Raw genomic sequence first — 26,486 nt, forward strand, 5'->3', positions numbered from 1 at the left:
GCAGCGGGTGCCACCCGGATGGTAGTGGCCTCAGGGGCCGGCGACCCTCCGACGACCGCAGCACGGCCACCGGCCGGAAACGAAAAAGACCCGGAGGGTGGAGCCTCCGGGCCTTCGCTCCCCGACTTGGACTCGAACCAAGAACCTGCCGGTTAACAGCCGGCTGCTCTGCCAATTGAGCTATCGAGGAATGCTGCTGAATGAGCGTCAATACACTATCACGGAGTTCGGGGCCCCTTTGTCACGGCGACGGCCCCGAGCCGTCGACGCCCGGTTCCGGAAGTCGGTCAGTAGCCGGCCCCGGGGTCGACGCGGCCCGTGAATTCGCCGGAGTCGAGGAAGGCGCGCACGTTCCGCCGGATCCGCTCCGCGAGCATCGGGGCGGTCATCTCGGGCGTGTCCGCCGAGTGCGGCGTGATGATCGCGTTCGGCGACGACCAGAGCGGATGCCCGTCGGGCAGCGGCTCCGGATCGGTGACGTCGAGACCGGCCCCGGCGATCGCGCCCGCGTCGAGGGCGGCCACCAGAGCGTCGGTGTCGACCAGTCCTCCGCGAGCGACATTGACCAGGAGCGCCGACCGCTTCATGCGCTCGAACTCGGCGGCCCCGAACATCCGGGCCGTGCCCTCGGTGAAGGCGGCGGCGACCATGACGAGATCGGCGTCGGGGAGCACCTCGTGCAGCCGGTCGGCGGTCACCGTGCGATCGGCGCCGGGCACCGCGGCATCCCGGCGCCGCACGACGGTGCTGCGCACCTGGAACGGTTCGAGCAGGCGCAGCAGTTCGAGCGCGATGCCGCCCGCGCCGACGATCACCACATCGAGCCCGTACAGCGAGGTCCCGGCTTTGCCACCCCAGCTCGTGGCCCGCAGTCGGGCCGGCAGCTGCCGCAGCAGGGCGAGCGAGAGCGTGAGCGCGTGCTCGGCCACCGGCCGGGCGAAGGCGCCCTTCGCGCTGGTCCAGACCAGGCCGGGGCGAGACTGCTCGCCGATGATCTCGGCGAAGGCGTCGACGCCCGCCCAGGGCAGTTGCACCCATCCGATCGACGGATGCGCGCGCAGGATCTTGCGGAACCCCTCCGGATCGCGATAGCTCAGCCAAACCAGGCCCCGGGTCTCGGCCGAGAGCGGCGCGACCGTTCCGCCGGCCGACTCGACGGCCTCGGTGAACATCCGGTCGGCCTGTGGGAGCACGGCGATCGGCCCCGGGGTGGGGCGATCAGGCATGGCGGGTGTCGTCGCCGTCGCCTTCGCCGTACTCGACGTCGCCCTCGGTGCCGTCGCCGACTCCGTCCTCAGTACCGTCGTCCTCGTCCTCGTCCTCGACCTCGTCGAACTCGCCTTCGATGTCGTCGTCTTCGTCCTCGTAGTCGTCCTCGTCGTCCTCGACCTCGTCGTCGTCGATCTCGTCGGCGTGCAGCTCCCGGGCGAGCCCGGCGACGTACGGATGCCGCGGATCCCCCAGCACCTCGTCGATCGTGCCGAGCCCCACCACGACACCCTCGTGGATGACCGCGATGCGGTCGACCGAGCGCCGCAGGGCGTCGAGGTCGTGGCTCACGATCAGCGCGCTCGCGCCACGGGATCGTTGAAGCCCCGCGATCACGTCGATGACCGCACCGCGCACCGAGACATCGACGCCGGCGGTGGGCTCGTCGGCGATCAGCAGCACCGGGTCGAGGATGAGCCCCCGCGCCACGGCCACGCGCTGGCGCTGGCCGCTGGAGAGCTCGTGCGGCTGCTTCAGCATCGTGCCGACGGGCAGCAGGAGCGCGTCGACGAGGGTGGCGGCCTTCAGGCCCGCCTCCCGCCGGTCGAAGCGGCGATCGCGCAGGAAGAGCGGTTCGGCGACCAGCTCGGCGACCGTCATGTTCGAGGTGAGCTTGGAGCCGGCATCCTGAGCCACGTACCCCACGCCCGCGGTGAGCTTGCTCACCTTCGAGCGTTTGATGCCGCGCATCGGGAAGCCGAGCACGTCGAGCGTGCCACCGACGATACGCGGCGAGTTGTCCTTCGAGGTGCGCAGAGCCGCCTGACCCGAGGCCACGTGGGCGAGGGTCGACTTGCCCGAACCGCTGGAGCCGACCAGGCCCACGATCTCGCCGGGCGCGAGTGTGAGCGTGAAGCCCTTGACCGCGGTGTAGGCCGAGCTGACGCTGTGTGCCGGGTATTCGATCGTCACGTCCGAAGCCGTGATCACATTTCGATCAACCATGAGGCTTCGAGCCTATGCGGAAGGTCTCATTCCGCTCGTAGGGCGCGGCGGTCGGCCTCGACTTGCACCAGTTGCACCGCGATCTCGCGATAGGCGACGGGCTCGGCCACCGCATCCGTGCGCTGCAGACGGCCCTGCAGCTCCTCTTTGCGGCGGCGCAGGTGCCGCTCGATCAGCGAGATCGTGATGCTGCGCAGGTAGTTCTCCGGCGCCCGCTCCGGGCGCTCGGGGATCGGCGCCACGGCCAGCTGCTCCACCAGCGAGCGGTACTCCTCGGGCACGTCGGCCTGCACGGTGCTCACCCAGTCGGGGCGGTCGAAGGCCTCGATGTTGCGCCCGATCGAGTCGCGCACGGCGGCCAGCGCCGCGTGGCTGAAGCCGCAGCCGCTGGCCCGTTCGAGCAGGTCGCGGCCGACGATCGTGGGCGACTGCAGCATCGCCATCAGCGCGTCGCGCTCGGTGCGCACGGCCGTGGTGCCGGGCAGCTGGGTGATCGAGACCGGCTGGCGGGGCGGCGCCGCCGGGGGGCCGTCGAGCGGTGCAGGGCCGGAGCCCTCGCGAGACCCGGGTGCGCCGGCGCCGCCGGGCGCACCCGAACCAGCGGATGCGCCGTTTCCGCCCGGCTGTGAATCCGATCGCGACGAGCGGCGCTCCTCGGGGGTGCTCGCCGAGCGGGTGCCGCCGCGCGCGACCGCCCGCTGCACCTCGTCGAGGTCCATGCCGAGCATGCCGGCGAGCTGCCGGGTGTACCCGGGGCGCAGCGACGGGTCGCGGATGTCGGCCACGATCGGCGCCGCATCCCGAAGCGCCGCCACCCGGCCCTCGACGGTCTCGAGGTTGTAGGCCGCGAGCTTCTGGCGGATCACGAACTCGAACATCGGCTTCTTGCCCTTGACCAGGCGGCGCACCGCGTCGTCGCCCTTGGCCAGGCGCAGGTCGCAGGGGTCGAGACCGTCGGTGCCGACCGCGACGTAGGTCTGCGCCGCGAAGCGCTGCTCCTCGCTGAAGGCGCGCAGGGCGGCCTTCTGGCCGGCCGCATCCGGATCGAAGGTGAAGATCACCTCGCCGAGGCCCGCCGCGTCGTCGGAGAGCACCCGGCGCATGATCTTGATGTGGTCGACCCCGAAGGAGGTGCCGCAGGTGGCCACCGCCGTGGTGACACCGGCGAGGTGACAGGCCATGACGTCGGTGTAACCCTCGACCACGACGACCTGGCGGCTGCGGGCGATGTCGCGCTTGGCGAGGTCGAGCCCGTAGAGCACCTGGGCCTTGTGGTAGACGACCGTCTCGGGAGTGTTGAGGTACTTGGGGCCCTTGTCGTCGTCGAAGAGGCGGCGCGCGCCGAATCCGACGGTCTGGCCGGTCTGGTCGCGGATCGGCCAGATCAGGCGGCCCCGGAAGCGGTCGTAGGTGCCGCGGTCGCCCGCGCTGAGCAGGCCGGCGGCGGTGAGCTCGGCCTCGGTGAAGCCGCGGCCCTTGAGGTGCTTGCCCAGGTTGTCCCAGCCCTGGGGCGCGTAGCCCACCCCGAAGTGGGCGGCCACGGAGGCGTCGAAGCCGCGCTCACCGAGGAAGGCGCGGCCTGCGTCGGCCCCGGGGGCGACGAGCTGCTCGGCGAAGTACTCGCGGGCGGCCTCGTTGGCGGCCAGCAGACGGGCCCGGTTGCCCTGGTCGGCCGCCGCTCCCCCGTCTTCGTAGTGCAGCTGGAAGCCGATCTTGGCGGCCAGGCGCTCGACGGCCTCCGAGAAGGTGACGTGGTCCATCTTCTGCAGGAAGGTGAACACGTCGCCGCCCTCGCCGCAGCCGAAGCAGTGGTAGTAGCCCACCTGGGGCCGCACGTGGAAGCTCGGCGACCGCTCGTCGTGGAACGGGCAGAGGCCCTTCATCGAGCCCACACCGGCGCTCTTCAGGGTGACGAAATCACCCACCACATCGGCGATGTTGATCCGCGACCGGACTTCGTCGATGTCGCCCCGACGGATCAGTCCTGCCATCTCTCTAGGATACGTTCCCGTTGTCGGAGCCGGTCACGGAGACGGACATCCGTGCGGGCTCCCCGCAGAGGAAGTCGTGCCGGGCCACGGCGGTCTGGTCGGTCAGGCTCGCCACCTGGTCGACGACCACGCGCTTGCGGGCCACGTCGTCGCCCGCCTCGCGCCAGTCGCTCGCGAAGGCCGTGTCGAGCGCCTGCCCGTCGGACTCCCAGAGCGCGTCGGCGAGCTCGGAGAGCAGGCCGCGCTGGGTGGAGTAGAGGGGCTGCCGCGCATCGTTGCTCATCACGAACACCGAGACGATGCCCTTGAGGGTGGCGATCTCGGCGGCCACCCACTCGGGCACCACGACGTTCGCCTTGTAGCGGGTGATGCTGGGGGTGGGATAGGCCTCGCGGGTGGCCCGGGTGGCGGCGCCGGCGAAGCGGCCGATCAGCTGACTCGTGAGGTTCTTCAACCGGGCGTGGTCGCGACGCGAGTCGTCCCACTCCGAGAGCCACACCTTCAGCGAGTCGAGGCGATCGAAGGCCTCGGTGAGCGCGTCGAGCGAGAAGCCGCCTCCGGCCCGGGCGTGGATGCGCTGCACCAGATCGGCGTGGTCGACGCGCTCGCCGAGCACGCGCACATCGATGTAGCCGTTCAGCACCGCGTCTTCGAAGTCGTGCACCGAGTAGGCGATGTCGTCGGAGAGGTCCATCACCTGCGCCTCGACGCAGAGGGTGCGCTCGGGGGCGCCGATCCGCAGCCAGCGGAACACCTCCACGTCGTCGTCGTACACCCCGTACTTGAGGCGGCCGCTCGGGTCTTCGACCGGGTCGTCATGCGCCCACGGGTATTTGCAGCTGGCGTCGAGGCTCGCCCGGGTGAGGTTGAGGCCCACGCTGCGCCCGCTCTCGTCGAACACCTTCGGCTCGAGCCGGCTGAGGATGCGCAGACTCTGCGCGTTGCCCTCGAAGCCGCCGATGTCGGAAGCCCAGTCGTTGAGCGCGCGCTCGCCGTTGTGCCCGAATGGCGGATGCCCCAGGTCGTGGGCGAGGCACGCGCTGTCGACCACGTCCGGATCGAGATCCAGACTGGTGGCGAGCTCGCGGCCCACCTGGGCCACCTCGAGCGAGTGCGTGAGCCGGTTGCGCGCGAAGTCGGCCACGACGGCCGGGCTCAGCACCTGCGTCTTCGCGGCCAGCCGGCGCAACGAGGAGGAGTGCAGGATGCGGGCACGGTCGCGCGCGAAGTCGCTGCGGCGGGTGTAGTGCTCTTCGGGCAGCAGACGCTCGGCGTCGGAATCGGAGTAGCCCTTGGTGGGCGCGAAGGTGGAGAGGTCGAGCGCGTCAGCCACCGCTGTGTTCCAGTTCCGCCCCGGCGAGCTCGGCCCGGCCCGCGGCGTCGGCGAGCGAGCGCGAGTCGAGCCAGTGCTCGGGCAGCGCCGTCTTCTTCGGGCTGCCGGCGCGGCCCCGCGGGCCCTCGGCATCGGCACCCGGATACGGCAGCGACCAGTCGAGGGTGGCGAGGATCTCGTCCATCGCCTCCAGCGTCTTGACCGTGCTGAGCGCGGCCCGCACCTCGTGCCCGGCCGGGTAGCCCTTGAGGTACCAGGCCACGTGCTTGCGGATGTCGCGGCAGGCGCGGTCTTCGTCGCCGAAGAACTCGGCGAGCAGCTCGGTGTGGCGGCGCAGCGTGCGGGCGACGTCGCCGAGCGACGGCGCGGCGCGCAGCGCGACCGCCTCCTCGGCGGAGAGCTCACCGGCCCGCACACGGAAGGCGGCGGCGAGATCGCCGAACAACCAGGGCCGGCCGAGGCAGCCGCGGCCGACGACCACGCCGTCGCAGCCCGTCTCGTCCATCATCCGCACGCCGTCTTCGCCCGACCAGATGTCGCCGTTGCCGAGCACGGGAACGCTCGTGATGGTCTCTTTGAGGGTGGTGATGGCCGACCAGTCGGCCTGCCCGCTGTAGAAGTCGGAGGCCGTGCGCGCGTGCAGTGCGATGGCCGCGACGCCCGCGCCCTCGGCCGCCCGGGCCGCCTCGAGGTAGGTGAGGTGGTCGGAGTCGATGCCCTTGCGCATCTTGACCGTCACCGGGATGGGGCCGGCGGCCTCCACCACCTGCTCGACGATCTCGCGGAACAGATCGAGCTTCCAGGGAAGGGCCGCCCCGCCACCCTTGCGGGTGACCTTGGGCACGGGGCATCCGAAGTTCATGTCGATGTGGTCGGTGCGGTCTTCCTCCACCAGGATGCGCGCGGCCTGAGCCATGGTGGCCGGGTCGACGCCGTAGAGCTGGATGGAGCGCGGGGTCTCGGAAGGGTGGTGCGTGATGAGCCGCATGGTCTCGGGCGTGCGCTCGACGAGCGCCCGAGAGGTGATCATCTCGCTGACGTAGAGACCGGCGCCGAACTCCCGGCACAGCCGCCGGAACGCGGTGTTGGTGATTCCCGCCATCGGCGCGAGCACCACGGGCACGTCGAGCCGGATCGGCCCGATCGCGAGCTTGGGCTCCGGAGCGGTGAGGGTTGAAGAGGACATCGTGCGTCAATTCTCCCAGACGGATGCCGCACATCCGTCACCGACGGGAATCCTGTGGAGAGATCGCCGGTTGTGGAGGAATGTGAGTGACAAAAGCGGCCTCGACCGCATGCAGCAGGATGCCACCGACCGCGGGCTCGAGGTGGAGGTGGTGCAGCGCCCCGCCGCCGGCTCCCTCGAGGAGGCCGCCGCACTGCTCGGGCTGACCCCGGGCACGGTCGTGAAGAGCCTCGTGGTGAAGCGGCACGACGGCGACTTCGTGTTCGCCCTGATCCCCGGCGACCGGCAGATCAGCTGGCCGAAGCTGCGTTCCGTGGTCGGTGTGAACCGGCTTTCGATGCCGCACCAGGACGTCGCGCTCGAGGCCACCGGCTACGAGCGCGGCACGATCACCCCGATCGGCAGCAGCACCGCGTGGCCGGTCTACCTCGACGAGTCGGTGGCCGGCCGGCGGGTGGCGCTCGGCGCCGGCGCGCACGGGCACAGCGCCTTCGTCGACGCCGATGCGCTGGCCGCGGCCTACGGCGCGGTGGTGGCCGACATCTCCGAGCCGCTCACGCCGAAGGCCTGATCCGGGATCTCGCAGGAGTCGCCCTCGCAGACGACACCGGCGGGGCCGATCAGGGTCAGCGTAGCGACGGCCGGAGCACCGTCGGCGACCGCGCTCACGCGCCCACCTCGGTTCGCTCACCGGCGACCTGCTCGAGCACCTGCACGAACGCGGCCGCATCCTGGGCCCCGGAGACGCCGTACCGGCCGTCGATCACGAAGAACGGGACGCCCTGGATGCCGTAGGCCTGCGCCTGCCGCTGGTCGGCGTGCACCGCGTCGAGAAATTCGTCGGCTTCGAGCGAACGCACCACGTCGTCGCGGTCGAGCCCGACCTCGGCGGCCAGATCGGCCAGATCCGCGACGCGCCCCACGTGCTGCCCGTCGACGAAGTAGGCCTTCAGCAGGCGCTCCTTCATCTCCAGCTGCAGCCCCCGCGCCTTGGCGTAGTGGATGAGCTGGTGCGCCTTGACCGTGTTGGTGTGCTTCACCGTGTCGAAGTCGTAGTCCAGGCCCACCGAGGCAGCGATTCCCGTCACCCGCTCGAGCATCTGCTCGACCTGCGCGACCGGCATGCCCTTGCGCTCGGCGAGGTAGCTGGTGGTGCTGCCTTCGAAGTCGACCGGCGTGTCGGGCGACAGCTCGAAGCTGTGGTACTCGATCTCGACGGGCACGGAGCCCTCGATCGAGGCGAACTGCTCGAGCCCGTCTTCGAGCTTGCGCTTGCCGATGTAGCACCATGGGCAGGCGATGTCGGACCAGATGTCGATCTTGATGGCGTCACTCACGACAGGTGCAACGAGGCCATCCGCCGGATCATTCCGAATCCGCAGTCGGCGCGTCGACCGCTCCGCCGAAGCGGCGCGACCGCCCGGCGTAGTGCTCGATGGCCTGCCACAGGTCGACCCGCGTGAAGTCGGGCCACAGCCTGTCCAGGAACACCATCTCGGCGTACGCCGACTGCCACGGCAGGAAGTTGCTCGTGCGCTGCTCCCCCGAGCTGCGCAGGAAGAGATCCACGTCCGGCAGGTCCGGCACGTACAGGTGCTTCTGGATCAGCTTCTCCGACACGGCGGAGGGACGGATGCGCCCGGCCGCCACCTCGTCGGCGATCGCACGCACGGCATCCGTGATCTCGTTGCGGCCGCCGTAGTTCACGCACATCGTGAGCGTCAGCGTGGAGTTCGCAGCGGTGAAGCGCTCGGCGAACTGCAGCTCCTTGATCACCGAGGCCCACAGCCGGGGCTTGCGCCCGGCCCAGCGGATGCGCACACCCCATTCGTTCAGCTGGTCGCGCCGGCGGTGCAGCACCTCGCGGTTGAAGCCCATCAGGAAGCGCACCTCGTCGGGCGAGCGTTTCCAGTTCTCGGTCGAGAAGGCGTACACCGAGAGGTGCTTGACGCCGATCTGCACGGCTCCCGCCACCACGTCGAGCAGGGCGGCCTCGCCGGCGCGGTGCCCCTCCACCCGGGTGAGGCCGCGCTGGTTGGCCCAGCGGCCGTTGCCGTCCATCACGATCGCGACGTGCTCGGGAACCGAGCCGCGGGGCAGCGACGGCGGCTGCAGCCCCGTCCAGTCCAGCGGCCGGAACGGTTCCGCGGCGGGCGAGGGGGTGCGAGGGCTCACGGGGCTCGGACTTTCTTCGTCTGCGACCTCTCCACGTGCTCCAGGGATCGGAGCCCGCGCTCGAGGTGCCATTGGGTGTACGCGGCAACGATACCGCTCGCCCTGGAGCGCACGCCGGGGTCGGATGCATCCGCGAACGCCCAGTCGCCGGTCAGCAGCGCCGACAGCAGTTCGAGGGTGCCCGGGTCGAGCCGCGGTGTGCCGGGGGGCGCCACCTCGTCGGCCACCACCCCGCCCAGCTGCACCACGAACGCCGAGTGCGGGCCGGCCTCACCCGTCACCGCGCAGTCGAAGAAGCTCGGCGCCCAGCCCGCCATCGACAGGGCTCTCAGAAGATAGGAGTCCAGCGTCATCCCGGAGCCGTGCTCCCCGCGTGAGAGCGAGCGCAGCGCGCCCACCAGCAGCAGGTACTGCTGCAGCGAGGGCTCGTGCTCGGTGAGCTTGTCGGCGGTCTCCACCATGGCGCTGGCCGCCGTGTAGCTGGCGTAGTCGGCGGTGATCTCGGCCCCGTAGGAGCCGATCGTCACCGCCTGCGTGATGGTGTCGAGGGTGCGGCCCTCGTAGAACTGCACGTCGGCCACCATGAACGGCTCGAGCCGTGCGCCGAACTTCGAGGCCGTGCGCCGCACCCCGCGGGCGACGGCGCGCACCTTGCCGTGCTGGCGGGTGAGCAGGGTGACGATCCGGTCGGCCTCGCCCAGCTTGTGGGTGCGCAGCACGACGGCTTCATCACGGTAGACGGGCATCCATCAAGTATCCGCTCAGAACGCCTCGAACGCCTTCCCCAGCTGCAGCGCGCCGAGAATCACGAACAGCACGGCCATGATCAGGTTGTTGTGCCGGATGAGCGAGGTCTTCGCCGAGGCCAGTGCCTCGGTCACCCTCGCTCCCCCGCTGCCGCCGACGAGCGTGAGCACGATCAGGCCGAGCGAGGAGACGATCGCGAACACCGCCGAGCACACGAACACCAGCGACCAGGCCAGATCCGCACTGCCGATCTGCGCGCCCGCCGCGATGGCGATCGGCACGTTCTTCACGTTGGCGACGCCCAGCAGCACGCCGAGACCCGCCGACTTCACCGCACCGAAGGAGTCGACGGCCGCCAGCCACTTGGGCTCCACCGGCTTCTCGTCCTTCTTGGGCCGCTTCTGCCAGCTGCGGAAGGCGAGGTAGAAGAACAGCGCCGCGAAGGCGAAGCCGAGCACGATGTGCAGCACCTGGGCGAAGAACGAGTCGCTCTGCGTGGTGCCCTTGGACCCGGATGCCAGGCCCAGCGTGAGCGCGAAGAACGCCACCGCGAAGGCGGCCATGAACACCACCGCGTTGCCGCGCCCCTTCGGGCCCAGCAGCAGCGTGATCACGGCCACCAGCGGAAGCGGCGAGATGATCACCGCGAACGCGAGAGGAAGCACCTCTCCGAACACATGCCACACGACCATGTGCTCACCCTATCCGTCAGGCCGAGACGAGCTCCCGGTCGGCGTCCTTGACGCGGATGGCGCGGTTCACGGCGGAGACCACGGCCTTGAGGCTCGCCGTCGAGATGTCGCCGTCGATGCCCACGCCCCACAGGCGGTTGCCGTCGACCTGCAGCTCCACGTAGGCGGCGGCCTGTGCGTCGCCGGAGGCGCTGAGGGTGTGCTCGACGTAGTCGTAGAGCTTCACGTCGACGCCCTGCTCGCTCATCACGTTCAGGAACGCGGCGATCGGGCCGTTGCCCGTGCCGCCGGTCTCGATCACGTCGTCGCCCACGCGCAGCTCCACCTCGAGCGAGACGGATCCCGACAGGTCGCTCGCCGTGCGGGTGCGGGTGAGCTCGAAGCGGCCCCACTTGTCCTCGGCGTGGTCGGCGGGCGCCGGCAGGTACTCGTCGTTGAAGATCGACCAGATCTGGTCGCTCGTGACCTCGCCGCCCTCGGCATCCGTCTTGGCCTGCACCACGCCGGAGAACTCGATCTGCAGCTTGCGGGGCAGATCCAGCGCGTGGTCGGTCTTCAGCAGGTAGGCCACACCGCCCTTGCCCGACTGCGAGTTGACGCGGATGACCGCCTCGTAGGAGCGGCCCAGGTCTTTCGGGTCGATCGGCAGGTAGGGAACGGCCCACAGCAGTTCGTCGACGTCTTTGCCCTGCGCGGCGGCGTCGGCGGCCATCGCCTCGAAGCCCTTCTTGATGGCATCCTGGTGCGAGCCGCTGAAGGCGGTGTACACCAGGTCGCCGGCCCAGGGGCTGCGCTCGTGCACCTTCAGCTGGTTGCAGTACTCGGCGGTGCGGCGCACCTGGTCGAGGTCGCTGAAGTCGATCTGCGGGTCGATGCCCTGCGTGAACAGGTTGATGCCGAGCGCCACCAGGTCGACGTTGCCGGTGCGCTCGCCGTTGCCGAACAGGCAGCCCTCGATGCGGTCGGCGCCGGCCAGGTAGCCCAGTTCGGCGGCGGCCACCGCGGTGCCGCGGTCGTTGTGCGGGTGCAGCGAGATGAGCACGTTCTCGCGGTTCTCGATGTGCCGCCCCATCCACTCGATCGAGTCGGCGTAGACGTTGGGCGAGGCCATCTCGACCGTGGAGGGCAGGTTGACGATCACCTTGCGCTCGGGTGTGGGCTCGAACACCTCGAGCACCTGGTTCACGATGTCGACCGCGAACTCCAGCTCGGTGCCGGTGTAGCTCTCGGGCGAGTACTCGTAGTAGACCGTCGTCTCGGGAATGGTCTTCTCGGCTTCCTTGCACAGCCGCGCGCCTTCGAGGGCGATGTCGATGATGCCCTGCTTGTCGGTGCGGAACACCACGTCGCGCTGCAGCACGCTGGTGGAGTTGTAGAGGTGCACGATCGCCTGCTTGGCGCCCTTGATCGACTCGTAGGTGCGGTTGATCAGGTGCTCGCGCGCCTGGGTGAGCACCTGGATGGTGACGTCGTCGGGGATCGCGTTCTCCTCGATCAGCGAGCGTACGAAGTCGAAGTCGGTCTGCGAGGCGCTCGGGAAGCCGACCTCGATCTCCTTGTAACCCATGCTCACCAGCAGGTCGAACATGATGCGCTTGCGCTCGGGGCTCATCGGGTCGATCAGCGCCTGGTTGCCGTCGCGCAGGTCGACGGCGCACCAGCGGGGCGCCTCCGTGATGCGCTTCGCGGGCCAGGTGCGGTCGGGCAGGTCGACGGCGATCTGCTCGTGGTAGGGCCGGTACTTGTGGATCGGCATGGCCGAAGCGGCCTGGTTGTTCTTCATGACGTGTAGTCCCTCGTGCGTGTGGGCGATGGTGCCCAGTGATGGTCAGCCGACGGCGAACTCCGCGACGAGGGAGGCCTGGGAACTAGGACTCGTCGCGGCAGCTAAGAAGGAGCAGACCGAAAAACACGTGATCAGGCTAGCACGCCTCTCAGGGGGCGACTCGGCCGTCGGCGTCGAAGGCGTCGTGGGTGGGGGGCGTCAGAGCCGCCCAGAGGTCTTCCCTCTTCTCGGCTTCTCGGCGCACATCTCGATCTCGCGCTGCGGAAAGCTCGGGAACCGCGTGGCCGGTGCGTTTTGGTGGGGCACGCCCTAGTCTGGAACGACGCGACAGTGAGGACCACCCATGACTGTGACCAGCGAAGCCACCACACTGTGGCACGGCGACCTGAGCAGCGGATCGGGCACCACCACCCTCGACAGCTCCGGCGCGGCGAGTTTCGCCGTGAGCTGGCGGGCGCGCTCCGAGGGTTCGTCCGGCGTGGCCACGCCCGAGGAACTGCTCGGCGCGGCGCATGCCTCCTGCTTCTCGATGGCGCTCTCCTCGGCGCTGGCCGCGAACGGCACGCCGCCGGCCTCGCTGCAGACCACGGCGGCCGTCACCTTCGATCCGGCCGAGGGCATCACCGGATCCCACCTGCTGGTCAGCGGCGACGTCCCCGGCATCGCCGACGGCGACTTCCAGCGCATCGCCGAAGAGGCCAAATCGGGATGCCCGGTCTCCCGGGCGCTCGCCGGCATCCCGATCACGCTCGAAGCGAGCCTCGCATGAGCGCGCCGCTGACCGTGCTGATCGCTGGGGGATCCGGCTTCATCGGCACCGAGCTCACCCGCCAGCTGACCGCCGACGGGCATACGGTGCTCACCCTGGTGCGACGCCCGGCCCGCACGGCCACCGAGAGGAGCTGGGATCCGGAGGCGCGCTGGCTCAAGACCTCGATCGTCGACGGCGCGGACGCGATCATCAACCTCTCCGGCGCCTCCATCTCGCGACTGCCGTGGACGCTGCCCTACAAGCGCGAGATCCTGCAGTCGCGGGTGCTGGCCACTTCCACCATCGCCGAGGCGATCCTGCGCTCCGACTCGCCGCCCGACGTGCTGCTGAGCGGATCGGCGGTCGGCTTCTACGGCGACCGCCCCGGGGAGGTGCTCACGGAGAGCTCCCCGCAGGGCGCCGGCTTCCTCGCCAAGGTCACCGAGGCGTGGGAGCGCGCGGCCGCTCCCGCCGCGTCCCGCAGCCGGGTCGTCACCCTGCGCACGGGCCTCGTGGTCGGCAAGGGCGGCGGAGCGCTCAAGCCGCTGACACTCCTCACGAAGGTCGGCGTCTCCGGGCCGCTCGGTTCGGGCGAGCAGATCTGGCCCTGGATCGGCCTCTACGACGAGGCGGCCGCCATCCGTCACCTGCTCACCTCTTCGCTGGCGGGGCCCGTGAACCTGGCCGGGCCGCGCCCGGTGCCGGCCGAGGTCGTCGGGCGCGAGCTCGCCGAGCGCCTGCACCGTCCCTACTGGCTGCCGGCCCCCGCCTGGGCGCTCAAGGCGGCGCTGGCGGATGCGGGCCGCGACCTGCTGCTGTCGTCCCAAGACGTCTCCAGCCAGAAGCTGATCGCCGACGGCTTCGCCTTCCGCGACGACACCTTCGAGAAGGCCCTGACCGCCCTTTGACCCGCGCTCCCCGCCCTCCTCGCGAGCCGTCGATCTTGTCCCTTACGCGCGCGTTTCAGGGCCGAAATCGACGGCTCGCGACGAGTGACGGAGGGCGGGGCGGCGCGGGGGTTGCGGGGATGGGGCAGGGTCAGGGGCGGTGGGCGTCGCGGGCGGCGCGGCGGGCCGTGCGCTCGAGGCGGATGGCGGTGTTGAGGGCGCCGCGGGCGCGTCGGCGGTCGCCGCTGGCGTCGTAGGCGAGGCCCAGCCGGAACCAGGCGCGCCAGTCGGCGTCATCCGCCTCGACGGCCTCGCGGTACTGCTCGAACGAGGCGTCGGCGGCCTCGCGCACCGGGCGGCCGCTGGGGCGCTTGGGCAGGTCGTCGACGGGCAGCTCGTCTTCCCGCTCGAGCTGCTGCACGAGCGCCTGCGTGCGGAAGCCGAACTGCAGTTCGCGCCAGAGCGCCCAGGCGCCGACGATCGGCAGGATGATCAGCGCGGCACCGATCCCGATGCCGATCGGCTCCCCCGTGCCCATGAACTGGAACGCCCGCTGAGCCACGAGCACGATGTAGACGGCGAGCAGCACCGCCATGATCAGCGCGGCGACACGGCCTTTCACGGGCGCACGCTCGTGGCGGTGGCGGCCTGGCCGGAGACGTTCTCCGGGGCATCCGGAGCGTCGGCGTCGGAGGTCGTCGCGCTCGCGAACGCTTCGGAGCCGGCCCCGAGGTCGAGCATCTTGTCGAGCCCCACGGTCACCCCGCGCGCGGTCACCGCGGCGGCCAGCGCCACGCGGATGCCCGCCGCGTACGCGCTCGGCGAGATCGTCTCGTGCGTGATGGTGAGCACCTCGCCCACGCCGCCGAAGACCACGTCCTGCTTCGCCACGACGCCGTTCAGCCGCAGGCTGTGCACCGGGATGCTCGCCACCTGCTGGCCTCGGGCGCGCTGGTCGGAGTGCGGTGCCGACACCGGGCCGAGTGCGGCGCGGGCCGCCTGCATCAGCTCGGCGGTGCGCACGGCCGTGCCCGAGGGCGAATCGACCTTCGAGGCGGCGTGCGCCTCGATCACCTCGATGGAGTCGTAGAACCGTGCGGCCATCGCGGCGAACGAGGTGGCCAGCACCGAGCCGAGCGAGAAGTTGGGCACGATCACCACGCCGGTCTCCGGATGCTCGCCGAGCTTGCGCGACAGCGCCGTGATGCGTTCGGCCGACCAGCCCGAGGTGCCGATCAGCACGTTCTTGCCGTTCGCCACCGCGAACTCGACGACCTTCGGACTGACGCCCGGTACGGTGACATCGACCACGAGGTCGGCGGCCAGCATGTCGGAGAGCTCGCTGCGCGAGTCGAGGGAGGCGACGAGTTCGTAGTCGTCCGACTCCTCGAGGATGCCCGCGAACAGCCGCCCCATCTTCCCTGTCGCACCGACGATGGCAACCTTCGTAGTCATGCGTCCAATCTACCCGCCGCGACCTGTGCGCCCGGCGGTGCCGGCCCCGCGCCCCTGTCTAGGCTGGAGGCATGCGCATCCGGCCCGGCGACGTCACCTCCCCCGAGGTGCACGACCTGCTCACCACCTACTTCGCGTTCCGGGCCGAGGCCTTCCCCGAGAAGGACCGCGACTACGCCGTGACCTTCCCCGACCCGGCGGCCTTCACCGGCACGGCCGGCGTCTTCCTGGTCGTCGAAGACGACGAGGGCCGCGCGGTCGGCTGCGGCGGCATCCGGATGCTCGCCGCCCCCTCCGAGGGAACCGTCCGCTACGAGGTCAAGAACATCTGGCTCGATCCCTCGACCCGAGGCCGTGGCTGGGCGGGCGACCTGATGGCCGAGCTGGAGTCCCGCGCCCGTGCTTTCGGGGCCACCGAGCTCGTCCTCGACACGCACGACAGCCTCACGGCCGCCGCACGCCTCTACGCCCGCCTCGGCTTCGAGCCCACCGCCCCCTACAACGACAACCCCAACGCCACCCGCTGGTACCGCAAAGCCCTACTCCGCTAGGCCCGGCAGGGCGGCGGCGCCCAACAGCCCAGCCGGGCTGAATGCGGCGGCGTGTACGTCGCATTCAGCCCTGAGGGCGCCCAACACGCAGGCACCGAAAAGTCATCGCACCTAGGCGCCGCAGGGGCGGCGGCGCCTAATAGGGCTGCGGGTCGTTCACGCCGGTGCGGAGCTCTACCGGGAGGTGTCCCAGGTCGTTGTGGGCGACGAGCTCGGGGAGGCGGCCGGCCTTGTAGCGGATGATGGTGAGGCCGCAGTGGGCCTGGTTGATTCCGGCCCAGCGCCACTCGGGGGCGCTGACCGCCTCGCGCACGAACCAGGCGATCACGAAGTTGTGCGTGATGAGGAGGTCGTGCGTGGTGTCACGGGCCGGGGTGAGGAACTCGGCCACGGCATCCGACATCTGTGCCTGGCCGGCCTCGAGCTCGGCCTCGGAGACCGAGTTGAAGTAGGCCTCGAAGGTGTGCGGCATCTGCGGCGAGTAGCCGGTGGGCACGCAGTCGAACAGCAGCGCGCTCGGCTGCGGGTCGAGAGCCGGCAGATGCTCCGACATGATCGCCGCGGTCTGTTCGGCGCGCTGGAGGGGCGAGTGCCAGACGTTGTCGAAGGGCACGCCGCCCAGCCGGTCGGCGATCAGCCGGGCCTGGCGCTGGCCACGCGGCGACAGCGGGCCGTCGTCGACGCCGTGCTCGGCGTCGAGCTGCTCGCCGTGCCGCACGAGATAGAGGGTGTGCGCCATCAGGTGCCCACCACTTCGAGGAAGGCGTCGTCGGCCAGCGGCCCCACGGCGGCGATGCTCACCGGGCCCTCGAGAAGCTCGCGGGCGAGCTCCTGCACATCGTCGCGAGTGACGGCCATCAGGCGGCGCACGCTCTCGTCGAGGTCGATGAACTCGCCCAGGGTCAGTTCGGCGCGGCCGAGTCGCGACATCCGGGTGTCGCTGTCCTCCAGAGCGAGGGCGGCGGATCCGGAGAGCTGGCCGTGCGCGCGCGTGAGCTCCTCGGGGGTGATGCCGTCGTCGGCGAGGCGGCGCAGTTCGGAGAGCATGAGGTCGGTCACCGACCGCTCGCGGCCCGGCGTGCAGCCCGCGTACATGGCGAAGATGCCCGCATCCGAGTAGCTGGGGGCGAAGGAGTAGACCGAGTAGGCGAGGCCGCGCTTCTCGCGCACCTCCTGGAAGAGGCGCGACGACATGCCGCCGCCGAACACCGAGTTGAGCACGCCCATGGTGGTGCGGCGGTCGTCGGAGGCCACGATGCCGGGCATGCCCACCATGATGCTGGCCTGCTCGGTGGGCTTCTGGGTTATCGAGACCGGCTGCCCGGCGGCCGGCACCGACGATCCCTCGAGCGCGGCGAGGGGGCGCCGGGAGCGCGGGGTGGCGGGCAGGTCGAGGTCCCAGGTGGAGGCCGACAGCGCGGCGGTGACCTGCTGCACGATCACGTCGTGGTCGACGGCGCCGGCGGCGGTCACCACGAGGTCGTTGGGCCGGTAGGAGGCGAGATAGTGCTCCCACACCGCGTCGCGCGTGACGGCGCGGATGGCCTCGGGGGTGCCGCCCACGGGACGGCCGAGCGGATGCCCGCCCAGCACGGCCTCGAACAGGCGCTCCCCCACCACGTCGCCCGGGTCGTCTTCGGCCATCGCGAGTTCTTCGAGGATGACGCCGCGCTCGGTCTCGAACTCGTCGCGATCCAGCACCGAGGAGGTGAGCATGTCGCAGAGCACGTCGACCGCCATCGGCAGGTCGGCGTCGCGCACCTTCGCGTAGTAGCAGGTGTACTCCTTGCTGGTGACGGCGTTGTGCTCGCCGCCCACGGAGTCGAACGAGATCGCGATGTCCAGCGCCGAGCGCGTGGGTGTGCCCTTGAACAGCAGGTGCTCGAGGAAGTGGGTCGACCCGTACCGCGAGGGCATCCCGTCGACCGCACCGAGCTCGTCACGCGACCCCGCGGCGACCCAGTACCCGATGGTCGCGCTGCGCGACCCCGGAATGTGCTCGGTGAGGATGCGCACACCGCTCGGCAAGATCGTTCGACGTACCAGTCCCTCGGCGACGGTGCCGATGGACAGCTCAGGAAGATCAAGAGGAAGAGATACAGCGCCGTTCGTCATCGTCTCAACCATAGTCTGCAAGCCAAGAGCCCCGTCCCGGCAAACTGCCAGGCACGTGCCGCAGGACCACGCAAAAAAGGCCCGTCGCCCCCGAACCCACAAAAGTGAATTCAAAAGCAACGGGCCTTTCTCAATGACCCAAGGTGCCGAGCGAAGCCCGGCGCCCTCGGCAGCCAGCTCAGCCTTCGGCGGGAGCCTCGGGGCCCTCGCTGTGCGCGGCGGAACCCTCGGTGTCGGCGGCTTCGGCGAGCACCGGAGCGAGCGACAGCTTTCCGCGGTCGTCGATCTTGGTGATCTCGACCAGGATCTTCTGGCCGACGCCGAGCACGTCTTCGACGTTCTCGACGCGCTTGCCACCGGCGAGCTTGCGCACCTCGGAGATGTGCAGCAGGCCGTCCTTGCCCGGGAGCAGGGAGACGAACGCGCCGAACGTGGCGAGCTTGACGACGGTTCCGAGGAACTGCTCGCCGATCTCGGGGTTCTGCGGGTTCGCGATGGCGTTGACCTGGGCGCGGGCCGCCTCGGCGGAGGGACCGTCGACGGCGCCGATGTACACGGTGCCGTCTTCCTCGATCGAGATGTCGGCGCCGGTCTCGTCCTGGATGGCGTTGATCGTCTTGCCCTTGGGGCCGATCAGCTCGCCGATCTTGTCGACGGGGATGTTGACCGAGATCACGCGGGGCGCGGTCGGGGCCATCTCATCCGGAGCGTCGATCGCCGAGTTGAGCACGGAGAGGATCGCGTCGCGCGCGGCCTTCGCCTGCTTCAGGGCGCCGTCCAGCACCGAGGTGGGGATGCCGTCGAGCTTGGTGTCGAGCTGGATCGCGGTGATGAACTCGCTGGTTCCGGCCACCTTGAAGTCCATGTCGCCCAGGGCGTCTTCGGCGCCGAGGATGTCGGTGAGAGCCGCGTAACGGGTCTCGCCGTCGACCTCGTCGGAGACCAGGCCCATGGCGATACCGGCGACCGGGGCGCGCAGCGGCACACCGGCGTTCAGCAGCGACAGGGTGCTGGCGCAGACGGAGCCCATCGAGGTGGAGCCGTTTGACCCGAGGGCCTCGGACACCTGACGGATGGCGTAGGGGAATTCCTCACGCGAGGGCAGCACCGGCACGAGGGCGCGCTCGGCCAGGAAGCCGTGCCCGATCTCGCGACGCTTCGGCGAACCCACGCGGCCGGTCTCACCGGTCGAGTAGGGCGGGAAGTTGTAGTGGTGCAGGTAGCGCTTCTTCGTGATGGGCGAGAGCGAGTCGATCTGCTGCTCCATCTTGAGCATGTTCAGCGTGGTGACGCCCAGGATCTGGGTCTCACCGCGCTGGAAGATCGCCGAACCGTGCACGCGGGGGATGACCGCGACCTCGGCGTCGAGCGGACGGATGTCCGCCAGCCCACGACCGTCGATGCGCACGCCCTCCTTCAGGATGCGACCGCGCACGACCACCTTGGTGACCGACTTGTACGCGGCCGAGACCTGGCCGAGCACCGAGGCGTCGAGCGTTCCCGCTTCGACCTTCGCGGCGAGGGCGGCCTTGACGCGGTCCTTGAGGGCGTCGTCGGCGTTCTGGCGCTCGATCTTGTCAGCGATCTGGTAGATGCCCACCAGCTCGTCGTAGGCGAGCTCGGCGACGGCGTCGTAGGCGGCCGAGGTGTACGGCGGGAACACCGGGTACTCCTGCACGGCCTTGTTCGCCTGCTGGGCCATCGAGGCCTGCGCCTCGACGAGCTGCTTGATGAAGGGCTTCGAGGCCTCGAGGCCCTCGGCCACGACGGCCTCGTTGGGCTTGGTGGCGCCGGCCTTGATCAGGTTCCAGGAACCCTCGGTCGCTTCGGCCTCCACCATCATGATGGCGACGTCCTGCGAACCGTCGGCCGCGGTCACGACGCGACCGGCGACGACGATGTCGAAGACGGCCTCCTCGAGCTGCGAGGCCTTCGGGAAGGCGATCCACTGGTCCTTCTCGGTGCCGTAGCCGGGCATGAGCGCGAGGCGCACCGCACCGATCGGGCCCGAGAAGGGGATGCCGGAGATCTGCGACGAGGCGGATGCCGCGTTGATCGCGAGCGAGTCGTAGAACTCGTCGGGAGCGATCGACAGAACGGTGATGACGACCTGGACCTCGTTGCGGAGGCCGGTGACGAACGACGGGCGCAGCGGCCGGTCGATCAGACGGCAGACCAGGATGGCCTCGGTCGAGGGGCGTCCCTCACGGCGGAAGAACGAGCCGGGGATCTTGCCGGCGGCGTAGGACCGCTCTTCGACGTCGATCGTCAGCGGGAAGAAGTCGAAGTTGTCTTTCGGGTGCTTCGAGACGCTCGTGGCGCTCAGCAGCATGGTGTCTTCGTCGAGGTACGCGGCGACGGCGCCCTGAGCCTGCTGCGCGAGGCGGCCGGTCTCGAAGCGGACGGTGCGGGTGCCGTACTTGCCGTTGTCGAGAACGGCTTCGGCGAATTTGATTTCAGGACCTTCCAAGAGGTCTTTCTCCTTTGTTTAGCGTCGCGGCCCCGTGTGGGCGTGCGACTCCTCGCGTGGGAGCAGGCGTGTTCGGCAGGGAGTTTCGACGTTCCCTGAAAGTCTGTTCGTACAGCTTCGTCGTGGGGCGTGTGTGCTGGCCACCAGTAGACAATCTCCGAACGCATGTCATAGGTTCGGAAATCCACCACCGAGGACCAGCTTCCTGCCAGCCTGCTCACAACGTGCCCATGCTACCAGCACAACCTGCGAGAACCGAGGATGGCTCCGCTACCCCACCAGCGTGTCGAGCAGCACCTCGACCCGGAACGGTCGCTCGGTGCCCACGATCCGCGCCTGCACCTCCGCGGCGGCGTGCTCGGAGGCCAGTGGCAGCAGCCGTGCGTTCCAGGCCGACTCCAGCTCGGGCGGCAGGAACCCGGCCCGGTAGAGCTGCCCGTCGCCGGCCCGCAGGTCGACCGCGATCCGCAACCGGAGGCCCAGCCAGCGGCTCGCATCCGGAGTCAGGATGGCGGTGGGCTCGCCGTCGGTCTTGGCGCGCGCCGCCTCGATGCCGTACTGACGACGCTCCGACTCCAGCACGCGCACGGTGTGCACCGGCGCGATCTCGACGAGCTCGAGGCCCTCGAGGCTCCGGCGGGTGTTCTCGCTGTCGCGGCCCTTCGGCCGGAGCAGGGGAACGATCAGCAGCAGCGCCGCCACGATCGCCAGCACCAGCAGGGCGAGGGAGAGCACGGCCCCGGGCACGCCGCCGATCCGCGAGACCAGGCTCGCGGCCATCGCGAGCACGAGCACCACCGCGAACAGGAACACCTCCCAGCGCCAGAGGGGCTTCCGTCTCCGCGCGTGGTCCATGCCTCCCATTCTGCCGTGCCCGGGTGACCGTCCCTGCCGCGCCCTGCCCGCACGACCGCCCCTGCCGCGCCCGGACGCCCGTCCTTCAGCGTCCGTGCATCGTGAAGGCGCGGGCGAGGCCACGGCCGAGCGGTGGCAGGGCGGCGGTCGCGATCACAGCGCGTCGCAGGGCGAAGCCCGCGCCCGACGTGGGCCGGCCCATGGCCATGTTGAACTCGGACAGCCGCGCCGCCGCCCGGGCGGAGCGCAGACGGGTGCGTTCGAGATCGCGCAGCATCGCAGATGCTGCACGCTGAGTCGACTCGAGATCCGCCAGCAACGACGGCACCCGCTCGGCCAGCGCCTCCGCGTCGAGCCAGCCGAGGTTCATGCCCTGGCCGCCGATCGGGCTCACCTCGTGCGCGGCGTCGCCGATCACCACGAGGCGCCCGTCGTCCGAGGCCATCCGGGGAAGGATGCGCCGGTGCACGTCGAAGGCGCTGGTCATCGTGGCGGTGGCGGGGTCGGGAGGCACCCCGGGCGCGGTGCGCTCGGCGATCAACCGCGCGAGAAGGCCCGCGTCGAGGCTCTCACCGCCCAGGCCCACCGGCAGGTGCGTCACCCAGCGCCGCCGCCCGTCCGGCAACGGGAACGACTCCACGATCCCGCGCGGGTGCAGGTGCAGCACCGCGAGAGCGCCGTCGCCCGTCGTGTCGGCGAAGTCGCCCATCAGAAAGCGGTGCGGGTAGGTGCGGCCGGCAGCCGGGTGCCCGAGCGCCCGCGCGACGACCCCCGACGGGCCATCCGCCCCCACCACGAGCCGGGCGCGCAAGGACGCGGCCTCTCCGCCGAGCTCGAGGAGCACCGACCCGGCCCGCCGCTCCACCCGGCGCACCTCGACACCGGTGCGCAGCGCATCCGGAGCGAGGGCGGCCAGACGCGCGCGGAGGATGCGCTCGGTCACGCGCTGCGGCAACGACACCACGAACGGCAGGCGCGCTCCCGTGGAGCCGAACTCGAGCCGTGCCCGCTCGCGGCCGCGGATGCGCAGCACGCCACGATCGATCCGCACGCCCGACCCCACGATATCCTCGAGCACGCCCAGCCGCTCGAGCGCGGCGAGCGACGGCGGATGGATGCCGATCGCCCGGGAGTGCCGGTGCGCCCGTGTGCGCTTCTCGAGCACCACGACGTCGATCCCGCGCTGAGCCAGAGCCACTGCCAGGAAGACGCCCACCGGCCCCGCGCCCACGATGGCGACGTCGTGCAGCGGTCCGTCGGGCATCCGCCCTCCGTCAGGCATCCGCCCTCCGTCAAGCATCCGCTGGGGGCACCGTGTCCCGAGCCGCCGCACTGGCGGCGTAACTCAGGAGGTTGCGGTACGGCGCCTGCGTCTCCACCACCCAGTCGCGGCGCGCGGCCACCCGCAACTCGGCCTCGGTGTAGCTGCGGCGGATGGAGGTGAGCCCGTCTTCACGGATGAAGGAGTTGCGCAGCGGCAGCGTCGCCACCGAGAACGCCGCGTAGGCGATCGGGCTGCGCCGGATGTCGCTGTGGATCGACAGACCGCGGCACAGCAGCTCGCAGTCGATCAGCAGGTCGGAGAGCTGAGCGGCGTCGAGATGGTGCAGCACGTGATTGGAGATCACGAAGTCGAAGCGCACCGCGATGCCGACCAGCGCGGCACTCGTGGTGCGCAGGAACCGCACGCCGTCGGGGTTGGGGGCGCGCTCCGCGAAGTCCAGGGCGCGCGGGTCGGGGTCGATGGCCGTGACCTCGAGCAGCAGGCGGTCTTTCGCCGCCCAGCGGGCGAGCGCCCGGGCGACGTCTCCCCCGCCGCATCCGATGTCCAGCAGCGTCGACGGCTCGGTGCGCGACAGGAGCGGGCGGATGCGCTGACGGTAGGTGTCCCGCCAGCCCGCCACGACCGCGTTCACGAGCCGGAACTGCTCATAGGTGCGGTTGAGCGTGAGGAGGTTGCAGTCGGGCTCGTCCATGCGCTCGCGCGCATCGACCGCACGTTTGCGCATCGAGGGGATGCCGAACGCCACGCTCTAGGCCTCCCGTGCGGGCCGGAGCGTCATCAGTCCCGTCTCGACGGTGAGGCCCGGGCCGAAGGCCATGGCGCACACGCGGTCTCCGGATGCGGTGTCCGCGCCCGGCCCGGCGTCCATGATCGCCTTCAGCACGAACAGGATGGTGGCGCTGGACATGTTGCCGTACTCCCGAAGCACTCCCCGCGAGGGCACGAGCTGCGCCTCGGAGAGCTGCAGCTTCGCCTCCACCTTGTCGAGGATGCTCCGGCCGCCGGGGTGGATGGCCCAGTGCGCGATCGTGTCCTGCGGTGCGTCGCCGAGGCCGGGCTCGCGGGCCAGTAGCGGTTCGAGCGCTGCGGAGATGTGCTGGTCGATGATCTTCGGCACGTAGGAGCTGAGGATCATCTCGAAGCCCTCGTCGCCGATCTTCCAGGCCATGTCCTCTTCGCCCACCGGGGTGAGCACGCTCTCGAAGGCGTCGAGGTCGAGCACGGGAGACGAGGACGGCAGGTCGCGCGCCGTCACGATCGCCGCCGCGGCGCCGTCGGCGAAGACCGACGAGGCGACGATCTGGTCGGGCTCGTTCGAGGAGCGCACGTGCAGGGTGCACAGCTCCGCGCTCACGACCAGGACGACGGCATCCGGATCCGCCTCGCAGAACGACTTCGCCATCCGCAGGGCCGGGAAGGCCGCGTAGCAGCCCATGAAGCCGACGTGGTAGCGGAGGGTGCTCGGCGCGAGGCCGAGCTGCCGCACGAGCACGTAGTCCGGGCCCGGGGCGAAGAACCCGGTGCACGAGACGGTCACGACATGCGTGATGTCGGCGGCGGTGATCCCCTCGGCCGCCTCGAGCGCCCGGCGGCCGGCCTCCACGTAGAGGGCGCTGGCACGCTCGATGTAGAGCTCGTTGCGCACCTTCGTGGAGGGGGCGAGCAGGTGGCCGCTGGCGAGGTCGAAGAACTGCGGATGCTCGGTCTGCGTGTCGAGGGTGAGCTCGTCGATCGCCGTGTACCGGGTGTCGATCCCCGATCCGTCGAAGGAGGCGGAGACCAGTCGCGTGCCGAGCCGGGTGAGACCGGGCTGCGACGCGAACACGTCGCGCACCTGGGGCTGCCGGAGGACTGTGGCCGGTATCGCGGTCTGGATGGTTCGCACGCTCACTGCCATAGGCCCATGTAAGCACGATCGTGTGCCGGCGGGGTCCGATCGCGGCAATGTCCCACCGGCGGCCCGGAAAGCCTCGGCCTACTGCGCTCCGTAGCCGCCGACGGGGCTGAACGATGCGTCCAGATCGAACGGGTCGTTCACCTCGGTGGAGCGGGTCGAGACCGCCACCACGGCGGCGAGCTCGCCCGCGGCCCGGCGGATGCGGTCGGGCAGGGTGGGGAAGCCGTCGTCGGCCGAGCCGCTCCCCCAGTCCTCGGTGGCCGCGAACACGCTGGTCGGCAGCACCGGGGCGCGCAGGTAGCTGAACAGCGGGCGCAGGGCGTGATCGAGCGCGAGCGAGTGCCTCGGGGTTCCGCCGGTCGCCGCGATGAGGGTCGGCAGACCGGTGAGGGCGGTGTTGTCGATCACGTCGAAGAACGACTTGAACAGGCCGCTGTAGCTGGCCGTGAAGATCGGCGTCACCGCGATCAGTCCGTCGGCCGTGGTCACGGCGTCGAGCGCCGACTGGAGCGCGGTGCTCGGGAAGCCGGTGATCAGGTTGTTCGTGATGTCGTGCGCGAGGTCGCGCAGGTCGATCACGGTGAGCTCGGCGCCGACCCCGCGATCGGCGAGGTCGACCACCGTCGCCTCGGCGAGGCGGTCGGCCAGCAGCCGCGTCGACGACGGCTGGCTGAGCCCCGCCGAGACGGCGACGAGCTTCTTGGTGGAGGTGGCATCCGGGGTCATGGTCAGGCTCCCTGCAGGCCGAAAGCGGCGCCGGTGTGGGCGGCAGCCGACCCCGAGCGGGCGGCCTCGGCCGCGACGGCGGACTGGGCCTCCGCATCCTGAACGGCCTTCGCGGTCCGGCGGGCCGCCATCCGCTCGATCTCGCTCTGATGGGTGGGGCCGTCCGGAACGTGCGCCGGGCGCAGGGCGTCCATCTCCTTGCGGAGCACGGGCACGACGAGCTCGCCGAGCAGGTCGAGCTGCTCGAGCACGGTCTTCAGCGGCAGGCCGGCGTGGTCCATCAGGAACAGCTGGCGCTGGTAGTCGCCGAAGGTCTCGCGGAAGCCGAGCGTGCGGTCGATGACCTCCTGCGGGCTGCCCACGGTGAGCGGGGTCTGCGAGGTGAAGTCCTCCAGCGACGGGCCGTGGCCGTACACCGGGGCCTTGTCGAAGTACGGGCGGAACCGGTTCACCGCGTCCTGCGAGTTCTTGGCCATGAAGACCTGTCCGCCGAGGCCCACGTAGGCCTGGTCGGCGCGGCCGTGGCCGTAGTGCTCGAAGCGCTGGCGGTAGTAGTTCACCAGGCGGGCGAAGTGCTCCTTGGGCCAGAAGATGTGGTTGGCGAAGAATCCGTCGCCGTAATAGGCGGCCTGCTCGGCGATCTCCGGGCTGCGGATGCTGCCGTGCCACACGAACGGCGCCACGTCGTCCAGCGGCCGGGGCGTGCTGGTGAAGCCCTGCAGCGGGGTGCGGAACTGGCCCTCCCAGTCGACGACCTTCTCGTCCCAGAGGCGGCGCAGCAGCGCGTAGTTCTCGATGGCGAGCGGGATGCCCTGGCGGATGTCCTTGCCGAACCAGGGGTACACCGGCCCGGTGTTGCCGCGGCCCATCATCAGGTCGACGCGGCCGTCGGCCACGTGCTGCAGCATCGCGTAGTCCTCGGCGATCTTCACCGGGTCGTTCGTGGTGATCAGCGTGGTGGCGGTGCTGAGCAGCAGCTTCTCGGTCTTGGCCGCGACGTAGCCGAGCATCGTCGTGGGGCTGCTGGGCACGAAGGGCTCATTGTGGTGCTCGCCGAGGGCGAAGACGTCCAGGCCCACCTCTTCGGCCTTCTGCGCGATGGTCAGGATGGCCTTGATGCGCTCGTTCTCGGTGGGGGTGGTGCCGGTGGTCGGGTCGGTGGTGACGTCTCCGACGGTGAAGATTCCGAACTGCATGTCGACCTCGCTTGTGGCGGTTCCTACTCCATGCGTTTGCATGGATATCCGATACAACGCTCCTGTCGGTGATCTATTCCCGCCGCGTCACGGGAACGACGAAGGCCGCCACCCCGGAGGATGACGGCCTTCGTGAAGAAGATCGCGGTGTCAGCGGAGAGCTGCCGCCTGATC

General features: G+C 70.3%; 26 protein-coding genes and 1 tRNA gene. 4 read left to right on the plus strand and 23 right to left on the minus strand.

Translation table 11 applies throughout. From position 1 onward, the window contains the following. Positions 1–117: 117 nt before the first annotated feature. The 6 genes from ACN4JJ_RS16305 to dusB all read right to left on the minus strand — a co-directional run bounded on the left by ACN4JJ_RS16305 (position 118) and on the right by dusB (position 6,724). A tRNA-Asn gene (locus ACN4JJ_RS16305) sits at positions 118–190 on the minus strand. Between the two features lie 97 nt (positions 191–287). After that, entirely contained in the window at positions 288–1,226 is a 939-nt protein-coding gene (locus ACN4JJ_RS16310) for a D-isomer specific 2-hydroxyacid dehydrogenase family protein (protein ID WP_440710949.1), read from the minus strand. Then, the gene (locus ACN4JJ_RS16315) at positions 1,219–2,214 is read right to left on the minus strand and encodes an ATP-binding cassette domain-containing protein (RefSeq protein ID WP_440710950.1); all 996 of its coding nucleotides are present in this window, start codon (positions 2,212–2,214) and stop codon (positions 1,219–1,221) included. The genes ACN4JJ_RS16310 and ACN4JJ_RS16315 overlap by 8 nt, the downstream gene beginning before the upstream one ends. A gap of 26 nt (positions 2,215–2,240) precedes the next feature. Next, complete coding sequence (gene dnaG / locus ACN4JJ_RS16320) at positions 2,241–4,205, minus strand: DNA primase (protein WP_440710951.1); 1,965 nt, start codon at positions 4,203–4,205, stop codon at positions 2,241–2,243. A 4-nt stretch (positions 4,206–4,209) separates the two neighbouring features. Next, complete coding sequence (locus tag ACN4JJ_RS16325) at positions 4,210–5,538, minus strand: deoxyguanosinetriphosphate triphosphohydrolase (RefSeq protein ID WP_440710952.1); 1,329 nt, start codon at positions 5,536–5,538, stop codon at positions 4,210–4,212. After that, a complete protein-coding gene (dusB, locus tag ACN4JJ_RS16330) occupies positions 5,531–6,724 on the minus strand; it encodes a tRNA dihydrouridine synthase DusB (protein ID WP_440710953.1) in 1,194 nt (397 codons plus the stop codon). The genes ACN4JJ_RS16325 and dusB overlap by 8 nt, the downstream gene beginning before the upstream one ends. A gap of 109 nt (positions 6,725–6,833) precedes the next feature. On the opposite strand from dusB, the gene ACN4JJ_RS16335 reads away from it, so the two are divergent. Further along, positions 6,834–7,295, plus strand: coding sequence for an aminoacyl-tRNA deacylase (locus ACN4JJ_RS16335; protein ID WP_440711069.1), 462 nt, complete (start codon positions 6,834–6,836; stop codon positions 7,293–7,295). On the opposite strand, the gene ACN4JJ_RS16340 is transcribed toward ACN4JJ_RS16335, so the two are convergent. From ACN4JJ_RS16340 to leuA, 6 genes are read right to left on the minus strand one after another with little or no spacing between them, the layout of a single operon-like run. After that, positions 7,244–7,393, minus strand: a complete 150-nt coding sequence (locus ACN4JJ_RS16340; protein ID WP_440710954.1) for a hypothetical protein — start codon at positions 7,391–7,393, stop codon at positions 7,244–7,246. The two genes, ACN4JJ_RS16335 and ACN4JJ_RS16340, sit on opposite strands and share 52 nt — an antisense overlap. Continuing rightward, entirely contained in the window at positions 7,390–8,061 is a 672-nt protein-coding gene (locus ACN4JJ_RS16345) for a DsbA family oxidoreductase (RefSeq protein ID WP_440710955.1), read from the minus strand. The genes ACN4JJ_RS16340 and ACN4JJ_RS16345 overlap by 4 nt, the downstream gene beginning before the upstream one ends. A 28-nt stretch (positions 8,062–8,089) precedes the next feature. Beyond that, a complete protein-coding gene (locus ACN4JJ_RS16350; RefSeq protein ID WP_440710956.1) occupies positions 8,090–8,899 on the minus strand; it encodes an isoprenyl transferase in 810 nt (269 codons plus the stop codon). Continuing rightward, positions 8,896–9,645, minus strand: a complete 750-nt coding sequence (gene recO / locus ACN4JJ_RS16355) for a DNA repair protein RecO (RefSeq protein ID WP_440710957.1) — start codon at positions 9,643–9,645, stop codon at positions 8,896–8,898. The genes ACN4JJ_RS16350 and recO overlap by 4 nt, the downstream gene beginning before the upstream one ends. A 15-nt stretch (positions 9,646–9,660) precedes the next feature. Then, positions 9,661–10,338: a GAP family protein gene (locus ACN4JJ_RS16360; protein WP_440710958.1), complete on the minus strand. Its 678-nt coding sequence runs from the start codon at positions 10,336–10,338 to the stop codon at positions 9,661–9,663. 16 nt (positions 10,339–10,354) lie between these two features. Next, positions 10,355–12,121: a 2-isopropylmalate synthase gene (gene leuA, locus ACN4JJ_RS16365; RefSeq protein ID WP_440710959.1), complete on the minus strand. Its 1,767-nt coding sequence runs from the start codon at positions 12,119–12,121 to the stop codon at positions 10,355–10,357. A gap of 346 nt (positions 12,122–12,467) precedes the next feature. On the opposite strand from leuA, the gene ACN4JJ_RS16370 reads away from it, so the two are divergent. Next, positions 12,468–12,893, plus strand: coding sequence for an OsmC family peroxiredoxin (locus ACN4JJ_RS16370; protein ID WP_440710960.1), 426 nt, complete (start codon positions 12,468–12,470; stop codon positions 12,891–12,893). Beyond that, complete coding sequence (locus ACN4JJ_RS16375) at positions 12,890–13,783, plus strand: TIGR01777 family oxidoreductase (RefSeq protein WP_440710961.1); 894 nt, start codon at positions 12,890–12,892, stop codon at positions 13,781–13,783. Before ACN4JJ_RS16370 ends, ACN4JJ_RS16375 begins: the two co-directional genes overlap by 4 nt. Before the next feature lie 130 nt (positions 13,784–13,913). On the opposite strand, the gene ACN4JJ_RS16380 is transcribed toward ACN4JJ_RS16375, so the two are convergent. Both ACN4JJ_RS16380 and dapB read right to left on the minus strand, forming a co-directional pair. Continuing rightward, complete coding sequence (locus tag ACN4JJ_RS16380; RefSeq protein WP_440710962.1) at positions 13,914–14,384, minus strand: hypothetical protein; 471 nt, start codon at positions 14,382–14,384, stop codon at positions 13,914–13,916. Further along, positions 14,381–15,217, minus strand: a complete 837-nt coding sequence (gene dapB / locus ACN4JJ_RS16385) for a 4-hydroxy-tetrahydrodipicolinate reductase (RefSeq protein ID WP_440710963.1) — start codon at positions 15,215–15,217, stop codon at positions 14,381–14,383. The genes ACN4JJ_RS16380 and dapB overlap by 4 nt, the downstream gene beginning before the upstream one ends. Before the next feature lie 71 nt (positions 15,218–15,288). Between dapB and ACN4JJ_RS16390 the strand changes: the two genes are divergently transcribed. Next, on the plus strand, positions 15,289–15,768 hold the full coding sequence (locus ACN4JJ_RS16390; RefSeq protein ID WP_440710964.1) for a GNAT family N-acetyltransferase: 480 nt from the start codon (positions 15,289–15,291) through the stop codon (positions 15,766–15,768). 136 nt (positions 15,769–15,904) lie between these two features. On the opposite strand, the gene ACN4JJ_RS16395 is transcribed toward ACN4JJ_RS16390, so the two are convergent. The 9 genes from ACN4JJ_RS16395 to ACN4JJ_RS16435 form a co-directional block, all read right to left on the minus strand. Further along, complete coding sequence (locus ACN4JJ_RS16395; RefSeq protein ID WP_440710965.1) at positions 15,905–16,507, minus strand: histidine phosphatase family protein; 603 nt, start codon at positions 16,505–16,507, stop codon at positions 15,905–15,907. Continuing rightward, entirely contained in the window at positions 16,507–17,883 is a 1,377-nt protein-coding gene (locus ACN4JJ_RS16400; protein WP_440710966.1) for a M16 family metallopeptidase, read from the minus strand. The genes ACN4JJ_RS16395 and ACN4JJ_RS16400 overlap by 1 nt, the downstream gene beginning before the upstream one ends. 178 nt (positions 17,884–18,061) lie before the next feature. Then, on the minus strand, positions 18,062–20,353 hold the full coding sequence (locus ACN4JJ_RS16405) for a polyribonucleotide nucleotidyltransferase (protein WP_440710967.1): 2,292 nt from the start codon (positions 20,351–20,353) through the stop codon (positions 18,062–18,064). A gap of 270 nt (positions 20,354–20,623) precedes the next feature. Continuing rightward, complete coding sequence (locus ACN4JJ_RS16410) at positions 20,624–21,208, minus strand: hypothetical protein (RefSeq protein ID WP_440710968.1); 585 nt, start codon at positions 21,206–21,208, stop codon at positions 20,624–20,626. 85 nt (positions 21,209–21,293) lie between these two features. Beyond that, complete coding sequence (locus ACN4JJ_RS16415) at positions 21,294–22,490, minus strand: FAD-dependent oxidoreductase (protein ID WP_440710969.1); 1,197 nt, start codon at positions 22,488–22,490, stop codon at positions 21,294–21,296. A gap of 10 nt (positions 22,491–22,500) precedes the next feature. After that, positions 22,501–23,238 (minus strand): class I SAM-dependent methyltransferase, encoded by a 738-nt coding sequence (locus ACN4JJ_RS16420; RefSeq protein WP_440710970.1) that lies wholly within the window; start codon positions 23,236–23,238, stop codon positions 22,501–22,503. Between the two features lie 3 nt (positions 23,239–23,241). Next, on the minus strand, positions 23,242–24,390 hold the full coding sequence (locus ACN4JJ_RS16425) for a type III polyketide synthase (protein ID WP_440710971.1): 1,149 nt from the start codon (positions 24,388–24,390) through the stop codon (positions 23,242–23,244). Between the two features lie 78 nt (positions 24,391–24,468). Continuing rightward, complete coding sequence (locus tag ACN4JJ_RS16430; RefSeq protein ID WP_440710972.1) at positions 24,469–25,116, minus strand: FMN reductase; 648 nt, start codon at positions 25,114–25,116, stop codon at positions 24,469–24,471. A gap of 2 nt (positions 25,117–25,118) precedes the next feature. Further along, a complete protein-coding gene (locus ACN4JJ_RS16435) occupies positions 25,119–26,312 on the minus strand; it encodes an LLM class flavin-dependent oxidoreductase (protein ID WP_440710973.1) in 1,194 nt (397 codons plus the stop codon). Positions 26,313–26,486 lie beyond the last annotated feature (174 nt).

It is taken from the genome of Herbiconiux dendrobii, from assembly GCF_052048175.1.
Taxonomy (GTDB): Bacteria; Actinomycetota; Actinomycetes; order Actinomycetales; family Microbacteriaceae; genus Herbiconiux.

Excerpts from the sequence above, each read along its gene's own strand:
- ACN4JJ_RS16310 (WP_440710949.1), bottom strand. The coding sequence starts at position 1,226 with ATGCCTGATCGCCCCACCCCGGGGCCGATCGCCGTGCTCCCACAGGCC.
- ACN4JJ_RS16360 (WP_440710958.1), bottom strand. The coding sequence starts at position 10,338 with ATGGTCGTGTGGCATGTGTTCGGAGAGGTGCTTCCTCTCGCGTTCGCG.
- dapB (WP_440710963.1), bottom strand. The coding sequence starts at position 15,217 with ATGACTACGAAGGTTGCCATCGTCGGTGCGACAGGGAAGATGGGGCGG.
- ACN4JJ_RS16430 (WP_440710972.1), bottom strand. The coding sequence starts at position 25,116 with ATGACCCCGGATGCCACCTCCACCAAGAAGCTCGTCGCCGTCTCGGCG.
- leuA (WP_440710959.1), bottom strand. The coding sequence starts at position 12,121 with ATGAAGAACAACCAGGCCGCTTCGGCCATGCCGATCCACAAGTACCGG.
- ACN4JJ_RS16410 (WP_440710968.1), bottom strand. The coding sequence starts at position 21,208 with ATGGACCACGCGCGGAGACGGAAGCCCCTCTGGCGCTGGGAGGTGTTC.
- ACN4JJ_RS16375 (WP_440710961.1), top strand. The coding sequence starts at position 12,890 with ATGAGCGCGCCGCTGACCGTGCTGATCGCTGGGGGATCCGGCTTCATC.
- ACN4JJ_RS16390 (WP_440710964.1), top strand. The coding sequence starts at position 15,289 with ATGCGCATCCGGCCCGGCGACGTCACCTCCCCCGAGGTGCACGACCTG.
- ACN4JJ_RS16400 (WP_440710966.1), bottom strand. The coding sequence starts at position 17,883 with ATGACGAACGGCGCTGTATCTCTTCCTCTTGATCTTCCTGAGCTGTCC.
- ACN4JJ_RS16335 (WP_440711069.1), top strand. The coding sequence starts at position 6,834 with ATGCAGCAGGATGCCACCGACCGCGGGCTCGAGGTGGAGGTGGTGCAG.
- dusB (WP_440710953.1), bottom strand. The coding sequence starts at position 6,724 with ATGTCCTCTTCAACCCTCACCGCTCCGGAGCCCAAGCTCGCGATCGGG.
- ACN4JJ_RS16425 (WP_440710971.1), bottom strand. The coding sequence starts at position 24,390 with ATGGCAGTGAGCGTGCGAACCATCCAGACCGCGATACCGGCCACAGTC.
- recO (WP_440710957.1), bottom strand. The coding sequence starts at position 9,645 with ATGCCCGTCTACCGTGATGAAGCCGTCGTGCTGCGCACCCACAAGCTG.
- ACN4JJ_RS16415 (WP_440710969.1), bottom strand. The coding sequence starts at position 22,490 with ATGCCTGACGGAGGGCGGATGCCCGACGGACCGCTGCACGACGTCGCC.
- ACN4JJ_RS16315 (WP_440710950.1), bottom strand. The coding sequence starts at position 2,214 with ATGGTTGATCGAAATGTGATCACGGCTTCGGACGTGACGATCGAATAC.
- ACN4JJ_RS16370 (WP_440710960.1), top strand. The coding sequence starts at position 12,468 with ATGACTGTGACCAGCGAAGCCACCACACTGTGGCACGGCGACCTGAGC.
- ACN4JJ_RS16435 (WP_440710973.1), bottom strand. The coding sequence starts at position 26,312 with ATGCAGTTCGGAATCTTCACCGTCGGAGACGTCACCACCGACCCGACC.
- ACN4JJ_RS16395 (WP_440710965.1), bottom strand. The coding sequence starts at position 16,507 with ATGGCGCACACCCTCTATCTCGTGCGGCACGGCGAGCAGCTCGACGCC.
- dnaG (WP_440710951.1), bottom strand. The coding sequence starts at position 4,205 with ATGGCAGGACTGATCCGTCGGGGCGACATCGACGAAGTCCGGTCGCGG.